At 40.0% G+C, this 13,191-nt stretch carries 10 protein-coding genes and 2 pseudogenes; 7 read left to right on the top strand and 5 right to left on the bottom strand.

The features are described from left to right. Positions 1–1,140 carry a threonine synthase gene (thrC, locus tag AC1M9E_RS01025; protein ID WP_092767330.1) on the top strand — a complete coding sequence of 380 codons (1,140 nt, stop codon included), beginning with the start codon at positions 1–3 and terminating at the stop codon, positions 1,138–1,140. 48 nt (positions 1,141–1,188) lie between these two features. On the opposite strand, the gene AC1M9E_RS01020 is transcribed toward thrC, so the two are convergent. Next, positions 1,189–2,250, bottom strand: a complete 1,062-nt coding sequence (locus AC1M9E_RS01020; RefSeq protein ID WP_143047408.1) for a serine hydrolase — start codon at positions 2,248–2,250, stop codon at positions 1,189–1,191. A gap of 217 nt (positions 2,251–2,467) precedes the next feature. On the opposite strand from AC1M9E_RS01020, the gene gacA reads away from it, so the two are divergent. The 4 genes and pseudogenes from gacA to AC1M9E_RS01000 all read left to right on the top strand — a co-directional run. Next, a complete protein-coding gene (gene gacA, locus AC1M9E_RS01015; RefSeq protein ID WP_092767334.1) occupies positions 2,468–3,103 on the top strand; it encodes a response regulator transcription factor GacA in 636 nt (211 codons plus the stop codon). 18 nt (positions 3,104–3,121) lie between these two features. Then, positions 3,122–4,693: an ATP-binding protein gene (locus AC1M9E_RS01010; RefSeq protein ID WP_488224944.1), complete on the top strand. Its 1,572-nt coding sequence runs from the start codon at positions 3,122–3,124 to the stop codon at positions 4,691–4,693. 17 nt (positions 4,694–4,710) lie between these two features. After that, positions 4,711–5,839, top strand: a pseudogene (locus AC1M9E_RS01005) (sigma-54-dependent transcriptional regulator); the annotation flags it as partial. 107 nt (positions 5,840–5,946) lie between these two features. Beyond that, positions 5,947–6,126, top strand: a pseudogene (locus AC1M9E_RS01000) (helix-turn-helix domain-containing protein); the annotation flags it as partial. A gap of 28 nt (positions 6,127–6,154) precedes the next feature. Here the strand turns inward: AC1M9E_RS01000 and AC1M9E_RS00995 are convergent. The 4 genes from AC1M9E_RS00995 to lptF form a co-directional block, all read right to left on the bottom strand. Beyond that, entirely contained in the window at positions 6,155–7,330 is a 1,176-nt protein-coding gene (locus tag AC1M9E_RS00995) for a S41 family peptidase (protein ID WP_228143113.1), read from the bottom strand. A gap of 19 nt (positions 7,331–7,349) precedes the next feature. After that, complete coding sequence (gene gpmI, locus AC1M9E_RS00990) at positions 7,350–8,894, bottom strand: 2,3-bisphosphoglycerate-independent phosphoglycerate mutase (protein WP_035263895.1); 1,545 nt, start codon at positions 8,892–8,894, stop codon at positions 7,350–7,352. A gap of 123 nt (positions 8,895–9,017) precedes the next feature. After that, entirely contained in the window at positions 9,018–10,088 is a 1,071-nt protein-coding gene (gene lptG / locus AC1M9E_RS00985; protein ID WP_488224943.1) for an LPS export ABC transporter permease LptG, read from the bottom strand. Beyond that, positions 10,088–11,188 (bottom strand): LPS export ABC transporter permease LptF, encoded by a 1,101-nt coding sequence (gene lptF / locus AC1M9E_RS00980; protein WP_481607879.1) that lies wholly within the window; start codon positions 11,186–11,188, stop codon positions 10,088–10,090. The genes lptG and lptF overlap by 1 nt, the downstream gene beginning before the upstream one ends. Positions 11,189–11,331: 143 nt before the next feature. Here lptF and AC1M9E_RS00975 point away from each other — a divergent pair, with 143 nt between their 5' ends. Together AC1M9E_RS00975 and AC1M9E_RS00970 are read left to right on the top strand one after the other, a co-directional pair. Continuing rightward, positions 11,332–12,771, top strand: a complete 1,440-nt coding sequence (locus tag AC1M9E_RS00975) for a leucyl aminopeptidase (RefSeq protein ID WP_488224942.1) — start codon at positions 11,332–11,334, stop codon at positions 12,769–12,771. Next, the gene (locus AC1M9E_RS00970; RefSeq protein WP_092767347.1) at positions 12,771–13,178 is read left to right on the top strand and encodes a DNA polymerase III subunit chi; all 408 of its coding nucleotides are present in this window, start codon (positions 12,771–12,773) and stop codon (positions 13,176–13,178) included. The genes AC1M9E_RS00975 and AC1M9E_RS00970 overlap by 1 nt, the downstream gene beginning before the upstream one ends. Positions 13,179–13,191 lie beyond the last annotated feature (13 nt).

The raw sequence follows: 13,191 nt of genomic DNA, 5'->3' as shown, positions 1-13,191 counted from the left end.
ATGTCTAATGCCAATCGTTACACTGGTTTAGTTGACCGTTATCGCGACCGTTTACCAGTGTCTGCAACTACTCGTGCAATCTCCCTAGGCGAAGGTAATACACCACTGATTAAGCTTGCGAATATTCCACGTTTAATTGGCAAAAATGTTGAAATTTATGTGAAGTACGAAGGCTTAAACCCGACTGGTTCATTTAAAGACCGTGGTATGACCATGGCAGTCACTAAAGCGGTTGAAGAAGGCTCTAAAGCGATTATCTGTGCATCTACAGGTAATACCTCTGCTGCCGCTGCCGCTTATGCTGCTCGCGCTGGTATTAAAGCATTCGTTTTAATTCCAGAAGGCAAAATTGCAATGGGTAAAATGGCTCAAGCAATGATGTATGGTGCGATCACAATGCAAATTCGTGGTAACTTCGATGACGGTATGCGCCTTGTTAAAGAAGTTGCTGACCAAGCCCCTGTAACTATCGTAAACTCAATCAACCCTTACCGTTTACAAGGCCAAAAAACGATTGCATACGAAATCGTTGATGAATTAGGTCGTGCACCTGACTATCACTGCTTACCAGTAGGCAACGCAGGTAACATCACTGCACACTGGATGGGTTATACAGAAGCTGTTGCAAACCAACCTGCGGATCAATTTGAGCAAGTAATTTATGATGCTGAAACTGATCAATTCACTGGTCCTAAACCTGAAGGTTTACCGACGATGGTTGGCTATCAAGCTTCTGGTGCAGCACCATTCTTACGTGGTGCACCTGTTCAAAACCCTGAAACTGTTGCAACAGCAATCCGTATTGGTAACCCACAAAGCTGGAACCATGCGAAAGCGGTAGTACGTGACTCTCAAGGATGGTTTGATGAATTAACAGATGCTGAAATCTTAGAAGCTCAACGTTTGCTTTCTATGTATGAAGGTGTATTTGTTGAGCCTGCTTCTGCAGCTTCGATTGGTGGTGCAATCCGCGATATTAAAGCGGGTAAAATTGCTGAAGGTTCAGTCATTGTTTGTACTGTAACTGGTAATGGTCTTAAAGATCCTGATACTGCTATCAAACAGTGTTCTGATGCAGTCATGCTTTCAATTGATGCAACGATGGATCAAGTACGCGATTCAATTTTGTCTAATATGTAAGATTGCATCATAAAAAACCCTGCATCTGCAGGGTTTTTTATTTATGGTCTAGATCGCACGTGGTAACTGACTGGTCCAACGCATTAAGCGAACAGCATCATCATTACGAGCTTGAGTATTGCTTGCTCCTAAAAGCACAACTACAGCTGGACGATTATTCAAAGTCGTATGCATCACCACACAGCGCCCAGCCTCATTAATAAATCCCGTCTTTGAAATGTTAATATTCCAGCCACCGTTACGAACGAGAGAGTTCGTATTGTTCGATTTCAACACACGATAACCGAGGTTAAAATCATAGGTTGGCGTCGTAGAAAATTGACGAATAAGACCGTACTGTGATGCGGTACTCACCAAGATGCCCAAGTCCCGCGCAGAAGCAACATTGCGAGGATCTAGACCTGTAGACTCAGTAAATTTAGATGAATGCATCCCTAAGGCACGTGCTTTATTATTCATAGCAGAGACGAAAGCCGCACGACCTCCTGGATATGTACGAGCCAAAGCCGCAGCTGCAGGGTTTTCAGATTTCATTAAAGCGAATAATAAGGCTTCAGCACGATTCATTGTGTCACCTACACGCAATGTCGAGCTTGAGTTTTTACCACCCGCACCTGCAAAATCAATGCTTTGCAGCGTAATATTTTCAGACATATTTAATTGTGCATCTGCGATCACAACAGCTGTCATTAATTTTGTAACAGACGCAATCGGTAGAGCAGTATTCGTGTTCTTACTAAATAAGACTTCACCCGTATTTGCATCCATGACCAATGCTGCACGCGCGTTCACAGAAGGTTGATTACTATAGCGACTGTTATCAAGAATCTGAGAGGTTGGTGATGTTGAGGTCGCAGGGCCTGTAGATTTACGAATTGTTGTTGTAATCGTGGTTGTTGCTTGAGGTGTATACTCTTCTGAAGAGGAAGTAGAAGCTTTGAGACTATCATTATTTAAGAATTGGCTTGCATCTTCAGATGACCAACTGATGCTCGCCTGCCCCGGTGCAGAATTAGCATGATTAATTAATTCTGCAAAGCTCAATGAGCTCATAGAGAGTAGTACTGATGTAGTCAGCACATGCATTAGCGTTAATTTCTGTTTTTTCACGATAACTTACTCATCTTACGGAGGCATTTTGCATCATTGCTAATCACCTCAAATATGACTTACATTTAGGTACAAACGTGATTAATATTAAACCACGTGATTATGCACAGTATTTTAGTAAAGATTAGGAATAGCATTGCTATTTTTGTTAGTCCAATGCAAGCAATTTTTGCATCATGTAACAAAAAAGTAAGAATAGATTTCAGAGGAGGTGTTTGTGATCACGGTATTAGTGGTAGATGACCATGAGTTAGTTCGTACAGGTATTTGTCGTATGCTTGAAGATCAAGCAGATATTCAAGTCATTGGTCAAGCAGAGTCCGGTGAAGAAGCAATTAGTCTTGTTCGTCAACACCACCCTAATGTCGTCTTGCTCGATGTGAATATGCCTGGTATCGGTGGCGTAGAAACCACTCGCCGTTTATTACAAACAGCACCTGACACTAAAGTTCTCGCCGTCAGTGGCCTAGCGGAAGAACCCTATCCATCACTACTGTTAAAAGCGGGGGCTCGTGGTTATATCACGAAGGGAGCTCCGATCACAGAAATGGTGCGTGCAATTAATAAAGTCATGCAAGGTGGTAAATACTTCAGTGCAGATATTGCTGAACAGCTTGCGAGTTCTTATTTATCTGATACACAAACCTCTCCTTTTGACGCACTTTCTGAACGTGAAATGCAAGTCGCGATGATGGTTGTGAATTGTATTAGTGCCCAAGAAATTTCAGACAAACTCTTTGTTAGCGTAAAAACAGTGAATACCTACCGCTATCGTATATTTGAAAAATTAGGAATCGATAGTGATGTCAAACTGACGCATTTGGCAATTCGTTATGGTTTGATTAAGCCTTAATTTGATCTGAGTATTCCAATGACGTCTGCTGCTTCAATTTCTATTTACCAAACGATCTACCGTCTTGGAACACTATATTCAAGTTATCGTATCATTATCGCCCTAAGCTTAACGCTCATATTCCTACTGACGATTGATTCTGAACGTTATTTTTATCAATACGAATCAATCTATTTTTACGCTTTACTCCTTTATGTTGCAAGCAGCATCATACAAACGATCGTTTTAAAATACTTACCACAAGTTATTTCTAAACAAATTATCACCTTATTTGCAGTTGACCTGCTCTTTCTAAATACTCTTACTTTTGCACTCGGTGGCCCCAATATCGCAATTGGGTTATTGTTTGTCATTTCCGTCTTTGCAGCAAATTTTTTACTCAGTAAAAACCAAGCCTTATTCATCACATTGGTCGCGGTGATTGGGATCGTATATCAACAGTTTTTTGGTAGTTTGTTCTCCATTGAAAGTCTAAATAATATTGGTGACAGTGCCTTTCTTGCCTTTTTATTTTTTGTGGTTCATGGCATTGGTCAAGTATCAATACAACGGTTTCAAGTACTCGAATCGGTCAATACACATCAAGCTAACGAACTCTTTAAATTACAAAATATTAATCGTTATATTCTTGAGCAAATCGAAGTTGGTTATCTGGTCTTAGATGATCACTGTAAAATTATCGTCTGCAATCCTGCTGCATGTTCCCTACTCGGTATTTCGCCACTCTATGCTCATGAACAATATAATCTTGCAAATTTTCAACCAGATCTCTATGAAATTCTCAAAAACACATTAGTTGCTCATGGAGAGCGCTTTCAATTTGAATCGCATCAATCATCCTATACGGTTGATATTCGTATTCAAAAACTGGTTACACCTCAACAAGCGCTCACGCTATTAATTTTGGAAGATGCGCAAAAGCTTAATCAGAAAGTTCAACAAATGAAATTAGCTTCTCTTGGTCAATTATCAGCCAGCATTGCACATGAAATACGTAATCCTTTAGCGGCAATCGTACAAGCTAATGAACTTAATGATGATTCGGATGAAGAACAAAAACGTATGCTCAATCAAATGATTGCCAAGCAAGCAAAGCGTATTGATAAAATCGTCAAAGACACATTGGATATGGCAAAGAATAAAAAAACTGCTGGTGTACTAATTCATTTTGAACAGTTTATGCATGATCTTATTCACCAAGATTTAGCAGATATCAGTTCTCATATTCAATTACAGCTTGAAGCTAATCTTGAAGTTTATTTTGATGAAATCCAACTGCGACAAGTTCTGATTAATTTAATTCGTAATGCTATTCGTCATAATGATCCGACCGCAGAGTACATTTTTGTCAGAAGCAGTTGTTCAGAAAATCAAATTTTTATTGATGTTATCGATTTTGGCAAAGGCATCCAACAACATGATTTATCTCAATTATTTCAACCATTTTTTAGTACTGAAACCAATGGAACTGGTTTAGGATTATATTTATCACAAAGTATTTGTGAAGCTAACCAAGCAAAATTGAGTTATATCGAGCAAGAACAGCAAGGTGCATGTTTTCGTATTACATGCCATAAGACAGACGTTTAGATGGATAAGATCAGGTTATGGTAAAGCAACAACCTTTAGTACTTTTAGTCGATGATGAACCTGATTTATGTATGTTGATGCAAATGACCCTTTCTCGGATGGGCATTAAAACGCATATGGCACATCATTTGAAACAAGCGCTACATTTTCTAAGCGAATATAAATACGATGCGTGTATCACCGATTTCAATTTACCGGATGGCAATGGCATCGATTTAGTTAAATACGTCACCCAGCACTACCCGAAGACGCCCATCGCGGTACTGACCGCCTATGCCAATATGGAGCTGGCAATCTCTGCTTTAAAAGCAGGCGCTTTCGATTTCGTCAGTAAGCCTATTAATCAACAGCATTTGCATCAATTGCTTAAGAAAGCATTACATACCCCTGCAGTGGATAATGATCTCAATCAGCTTCCACTTGAGGAACAACTGCTGATTGGTGTCTCAGAACAAACTCAACAGCTTCGTACAGCAATCAAAAAAATAGCTCGATCACAAGCACCTGTCTTTATTACAGGTGAATCAGGGACTGGTAAAGAAATCGTTGCGAATCTTATTCATCAACTCAGTAATCGTCATGATCATGCCTTTGTCGCGATCAATTGTGGTGCGATGAATGAAGACCTGATGGAAAGTGAATTATTTGGTCATATCAAAGGCAGTTTTGTGGGTGCTGACCAAGACAAACAAGGGTTAATTCAAACTGCTGATGGTGGAACATTATTTTTAGATGAAATTGCAGAGCTTTCACTCGCCATGCAAGCTAAATTGCTACGAGCAGTTCAAGAAAAGAAAATACGTCCGATTGGCAGTGATAAAGAGCTTGATGTTGATTTTAGGATTGTCAGTGCAAGCCATCAAAATCTTGAGCAATTGGTTCAACAAGGCAAATTTAGACAAGATCTATTTTTTAGAATTCATGTGATGGATTTACGTCTTACCCCACTCCGCGATAGACCCAAAGATATTCCTGTTCTAGCTCAACATTTTATTGATAAAATCAGTAGTGAATGGCGTATTGAAGCCCCTCAACTGTCTCAAGAGGCGATACAATTCCTTAAACAACAACCATTTACGGGGAATGTACGCGAACTTAAAAATATCATCGAGCGTGCACTTACACTTTGCGATGATAAGCTCATAGCCGTCGAGCATGTTAAAAGCCCTTCATTAGGCTTAACATCCCAACCTTTAGCACAACAACCAAATAGTCAAATTGAAGCAACTACTGATTTAACGTCTCAAATACCCAAAGGTTTGCCCGAAGAGGGATTAGAACAATACCTTGAGAAAGTAGAAAAAGAAGTTTTAATTAATGCGTTAAACTCAACGCATTGGAACAGAACCCTAGCCGCCAAAAAATTAGGAATGACATTCCGCTCATTACGATATCGTTTAAAAAAATTTGGTTTAGATACTGAAGATGAATAACTTAGCATCACCCCGATATTGATGATATTTAACGGCTTCTTAACAACAAATCGGCTGCGTGTTGGAGGTAAACCTCCTCCTTCATATCCTGCGGCCAAGGATATTCGATATTAGGGGCTATGCCTTGCCCATCAATCTCGACACCATTCGGTGTTAAGTAATGAGATACTGTCATTTGTAGTGCCGCACCATTTTCAAGTGGAAAGAGTTTTTGCACAACACCTTTACCATAACTCTTTTCACCAATGATTACGGCGCGTTGATGATCTTTCATTGCTGCCGTAAATACTTCTGCTGCAGAAGCCGAACGTTGATTAATCAATACTCCGACTTTAAGCCCTGTAAATTCATGTCCAGGTAAAGCTTGGAATTGTTGATCACCTTCTGAACGGCTACGTGTAGATACAATCAAACCCTGATTTAAAAATAAATCTGCCGTTTCCACAGCAGAAGATAATAATCCACCCGGATTATTTCTTAGATCTATTAAAACAGCTTTGAGTTGTTGGCTATGATGCTCATCGATATAACGTTTTATTTCATTCGCAGTATCTTGCTGAAAAACTTTCACCTTTAATAGTAAAACTTGATTACTCAGCATATGTGCTTGTATATCGGCAACATCTAGTTTTTGATTTCTCACTAAAATAATTGGAGATGAGTTCGGTGATCTTTGTAAACTGATGGTTGATCCAATCGAGCCACTGAGCAAGTCTTTGACTTGATCTTGGTTTAGCAATCTAAGCTCTTGTCCATCAATTTTGTAAAGTGTAACGCCGTTGGCCAATCCTAATTTTGCCGAGTCACTATCGGGATCTAAATTTTCGATCTGCCATAAACCTCGTGAGGTATCAAAGCTAAGATCAAAATCGATACTCGCTAAATCCTCCTCGGTATATTTGAGGAGTTGGCGATAATCTTCTGGAGATAAATAGCGAGAGTAACGATCTAGCCCACTCACCAAACCTTGGATCGCTTGTAAAAATAACTGATCGTCAGTGACTTCAGTGACATAGTTTTCTTTTACTGTACCGTAAATCTGAACAAACTGCTGTATAGATTCAATCGGAACTTCTGAACTGTTAGATGACCAGTCTTCTTCTAAAGGATCAACTGCTGGACCCTTAGATCCAGCAGCGAAAGCATGAACCCCATTCAAACTTAAAGCTAGACCTAACATGAGTTTGAATAACAATGGATTCATACTGAATTCCTTCTTATTTTTAAACTAAAGTCACTAAATTGCGACCTTTCATTTCAGCAGGAACAGGCAACTGCATTAAATTCAATAATGTCGGTGCAACATCTGCAAGCACACCACCCTCTGCAATTTTCGCTTGAGTTGGACCTACATAAATAAATGGCACATGCTCAGTTGTATGTTGAGTATGGACTTGACCACTTTCATAGTCCTGCATTTGTTCAACATTACCGTGATCCGCAGTGATCAACATATGGCCTTTCTTCGCCATCACTGCATCATAGACACGACCTAAGCTGACATCCACTGCTTCTACTGCTTTAACGGCAGCATCGAATACCCCTGTATGTCCAACCATATCGCCGTTTGCATAGTTCACAACGAGTAAGTCAAATTCACCTGAATTAATTGCATTCACTAACTCATCAGTGACTTCATAAGCACTCATTTCTGGTTTTAAATCATAGGTTGCAACATTTGGTGATGGAATCAAAATACGTTTTTCACCTGGATACTCATCTTCACGACCACCACTGAAGAAGAAAGTCACATGGGCATATTTCTCAGTTTCCGCGATACGTAATTGAGTTTTACCTAAATTAGACAGGTATTCACCAATTGAATTGACCAACGGTTCTGGCATATATGCCACCGGCGCATTAATTGTCGCTTGATAGCGCGTTAACATGACAAATTTCGCAAGCTGAGGCACAACTTTACGCTCGAAACCATCGAAGCCTTGTTCAACAAATGCTTTTGTCAATTCGCGAGCACGATCTGCACGGAAATTCATAAAAACAACAGCATCACCATCTTGTACTGCGGCTACATCCCCAATACGTGTTGCTTTCACAAACTCATCTGACTCTTCAGCAGCATACGCTTGTTCGAGACCTTCCACAGCAGACTCAACTACGCGAACAGCCTCACCTTCTGTTAATAAACGATATGCTTGTTCGACACGATCCCAACGATTGTCACGATCCATTGCGAAATAACGACCGATCATCGTTGCAATTCGACCCTGACCTGGATATTGGGCAAATAATGCATCTAATTTCTCTAAAGATGGTTGTGCACTTTTTGGGGGAGTATCACGACCATCTAAGAAAGCATGTAAATAGACTTGAGCACCTCTTTTTAGTGCCAACTCTGCCATAGCAACAATATGGTCTTCATGAGAGTGAACACCACCTTCAGACAACAATCCAAAAATATGTACTGCTTTTTGATTTTCTTTTGCTTTTTCTACAGCATCAACCAATACTTCATGTTTATAGAAATCACCAGTACGGATATCTTTGGTAATACGAGTGAAATCTTGATACAACACGCGTCCAGCACCAAGATTCATATGACCAACTTCTGAATTCCCCATTTGGCCATCTGGAAGACCAACATCTTCACCTGAACCTGAAATCAGACCATGTGGATGATTCTGTTTCATTGCAGTTAAATTAGGTGTTTTCGCTGCAAGAAAAGCATTATCTTCGACCGCTTCACGATGACCCACACCATCCATAATGACTAAAACGTGAGGGATTTTGCCAGCAGTTGCATCCGTCATGATATACACTCTTTTCTGTTTACAAATTAATCAACGTATCTTAACGAATTTTTCATTAAGACTCTATCTGAACACGATGGCTTTGATTGATCTAGACCATCTATTTTTCAATTTAAAAATTCTCTAGCGCGCTCGATATAGCAAATAGCTACCTACCGCAAAGATAAGCACAATTGGCAGAAAAACAAACCAAGCTGGAGATGGTGAATACACCAAGCTCGCGTACCCTAAGAAGTCTTGTAGGTAGTAAAAACCAAGCCCTACAAATAACGCAATCACTAAACGAAAACCCATAGACTGTTGCCGTAAAGGGCCAAAAATAAAAGAGCAAGCAATCAGTACGAGTGCCAACAATGCAAATGGCGAAGCCACTTTTTGCCAGAATGCAAGTAAATACGTTTTAGGAACTTGACTATATTCATCCATATAGCGCATAAAACTGATCAATTGGCTTGGAGCTAAATCTTCAGGATCAATCGTCACCATATGAACATATTTAGGTTGAAGCGCTAAAGCAACATCCTGCTGAGGAGTTTGAATCAGTCTCGAATAGCCTTCAGGAAAAATATCCATCTGACTGGCTTCAATTAAAGACCATTGTCCATTTTGTACAAATTCACCTTGATCCGCAGTCAAGACTGACTTCAGACGATAATCTTGATCAAAGTCCATCATCTCAACTTGACGTAACTGCCCTTGCGCATTTGCATAGTCAATATAAATAAAACGCTGACCTTCTCGAGTCCAATACCCTTTGACTTCGCCAAGCTCAGCAACAGAACGACGGTCTTTAATACTTTCCGCCCTCTCGTTGGTGTAAGGAATAACATATTCACTGAGTAAAAATGAAAGCAATACCAAGAGCATTGCTGAGCGCATGACCCAACCCACAATACGCCACAGGCTAATCCCTGAAGCACGCATGACAATCAGCTCACTATTTGAAGCCATTGAACCCAAACCGAGCACTGCACCAATCAATGCTGAAATAGGTAAAATTTCATATAAATATTGCGGTGAAGCCCATAGAACATGAATAAGCGCTTGCCAAGCTCCATATCCTTCTTTCAGGCTGCCTAATTCACCCATATAGGTAAAAAGAATTTGAAGGGCTGATAAAATCGCTGTAGCACCCAACATCGCCAGCGCTGTGGTTTTCGTCACATGTTTTGCGACAATTCGACGTGCCAACATTATGATTTCACCTGCTCAATTCGTTTTTTTAACTTAGGCGCTAGTTTTTGTTTACGCGAGAAAATCGCTGCACCCACTGCATAAACAATCAAGATAGCGGGATAAGCCCAAATACCAATCTCATCTTTACTAATTCTGGTTTTAATCGCCATTAATGCCACAATCAAACTAGCAAAAATTAAGAGTGCAGGAAATAATTTTAAATATCGTCCTTGGCGTGGAGTAACCTCAGACAATGCCGTTGCTAACATCAATGCCACAATCAATGTAAATGGCACAAATATTCTCCAGCCCAATTCACTGGCAACTACAGGGTCTTCACGAGTTTCAATCAACTTCGAAATTGGTAACGCTTCTACATCACCACTTTCGAATTTCGCCTCTTTATCACTTTCAAGACGCAAACGATATGAAGCAAACTCGGTATGACTATATTTCGGACTATCTTGATAAATTTCGTAACGGCGACCTTGGGTTAAATCAACAACACTCGCTGTTTCACCGACCATTTCAACACGTGTCGCTTCTTTCGCTAAAATCATGATGTCAGGTTTTTCAGGCTTATCTGCACGCTGATAGAAGAAAATTTCTTTTAAGTTTTTACGATCTTCCGAAAGTGCACCAGCATAAATGGTATAAGGACCTGAGGAAATAAACTCTTTTGGACGTACCAAATCAAAGCCTGATCGAACCGCTTGGGTCGTCGTAAGCTTTTCAAATTCACGTATACCCCATGGAGACATCCATACCATTAATACCGTTTGAATGGCCAAATAAATGGCTGTGAGAGGTACCAATAAACGAGCCAATTGATTACGACTAACACCACTGCCATTGAGAACCGCCATTTCATGATCTACATACAGTCGGCCAAACACCAACATGAGACCAATGAAAAAACCTAAAGGTAAGATCAATGTCAAAAATTCTGGAAGACGGTAGCCAATGATGCTAAATAAAATACTTGCATCCATTCGACCCTGAGCTGCCACGCCAAAATACTTGATCAAACGCCCACCCAACATGATGAGTGTAAGCAATGAAATCACAACCACAGAGGTAGATACCACTTGTTTGACGAGGTAACGTCTTATAATCAAAGTAATCTTCCAAAATTAGGTTAAATCGGCTAGCGCTAGTTTACCCGAATGTTAAAAATATAAAACCTCATTGAAATTCTATCATTGGTAGTGTTTCAATGGTTTAATGATTTAAACGGTCTCAATAGGCACACAACAAGCATATGAAACTTTCAATTAATACATCATTGGCACAAATTTCAGAAAGCCAACATTTGGTTATTTTAGTGGACTCTGAAAACACCCATGCAGTTAAAAGCAACTATCAAATCAACAATTTAGACAGCCTAACTGAAGCAGCTCAATTCAAAGCAGGTTTCAATGAGTCTTTATCGTTATTGGGTCAAATTGATAATCAACCGAATAGCATTCTACTTGGCTTAGGTAATGCACAAGAAGTTAAAGCTGCAAAATTAGCAAAAATTGCACAAACTATTATCAAAGCTTCACAAAAAAAATTCAAACAAATCAGTGTTGATATTTCAGCTTTGCCGAATGAATTACACTACTTATTTGCACTTAAACTCACTCAATCTGCTTATGCTTTTGACGAGTTTAAGTCGAAAAAAAATGACTTTATACTCGAACAAGTTCATCTAATTGCATCAAACTCTACGCTAACGTCAAATCAACTCAACTTAATTCAAGCAATTGAAAGCGGTCAAAACGTTGCACGTGATTTAGCAAATCGTCCAGGAAATATTTGTTTTCCTGAATATTTAGCGGATCATGCAATTGCATTGGCAGCAGAATTCCCAGATTTATTGAAAGTAACCGTGCTAGATGAACAGCAAATTGCTGATCTTGGCATGAATGCATTTCTTGCAGTCAGCAAAGGTTCAGATCGCCCTGGACGTATCATTACTCTTGAATATCAAGGTCAACTTGAACAAGCTCCTATCGTCCTCGTGGGTAAAGGAATCACTTTCGATACGGGTGGTATTTCATTAAAACCAGGTTTAGGCATGGATGAAATGAAATACGATATGGGTGGTGCAGCTTCAGTTTTAGGAACCATGCGCTCACTCTGTGAAGCTCGCCTTTCGATTCATGTTGTAGGTGCAATTGCGGCGGCTGAGAACATGCCATCAGGTCATGCAACTCGACCAGGTGATATCGTCACCACGATGAGTGGTCAAACTGTTGAAATTCTAAATACAGATGCCGAAGGTCGCTTAGTCCTCTGTGACACGCTGACCTATGTCAAACGCTTTAACCCAGAACTTGTGATTGATATCGCAACATTAACAGGCGCTTGTGTTGTTGCTTTAGGCTCTGTTTTAACAGGTATGTTCACACCAGATGATGAACTGGCACATGAACTTTCTCAAGCTGGTGAACAATCCTTTGACCGTGTATGGCGTATGCCTGTCTATGATGACTACCAAGAACAGCTTGACTCTCCATTTGCTGATATTGCCAATATTGGTGGTCCAAAAGCTGGTGCTGTTACAGCTGCTTGTTTCTTGCAACGCTTCACACGTGAATATCGTTGGGCACATTTAGATGTTGCTGGTACAGCTTGGACATCTGGCGCAGCAAAAGGTGCAACTGGTCGCCCAGTTCCATTATTGGTTCAATTTCTCGCAAATCGCGTAAATTAATGTCTAAAATCAGCTTCTACTTATTTGAAAAGAGTCCAGAACGACAGGTCCAAAGTGCCTGTCGTTTATGTCGAAAAATTCTGCGTCACCCTGCAAAAATATGGATTCATTGTCCAGAATTGAGCATTCAAAACGAACTCGATGATTTACTTTGGAGTTTCGATCCACAGAGTTTTTTGACACATGGCATTGATGATCAATCAGCAGCTATTTGTATTTCGTCTAAGCTCCCTGAAACTCAGGAATGGATCGTGTTTAATTTTCACATTCATGCACTTGAAGATCCTTCACGTTTCAGTCACATTATCGAAATTATTGAAAACAACGAAGCTGCCAAAGAAATTGGACGAGAGAAATATAAAACCTATCGAAAATTAGGTATCTCACCTCAAACACATAAACTTTAGCGCGTTGTCATTG

The sequence above is a fragment of the Acinetobacter sp. 24-47-47 genome, from assembly GCF_057737035.1.
This window is presented reverse-complemented; position numbering and strand designations above follow the sequence as displayed.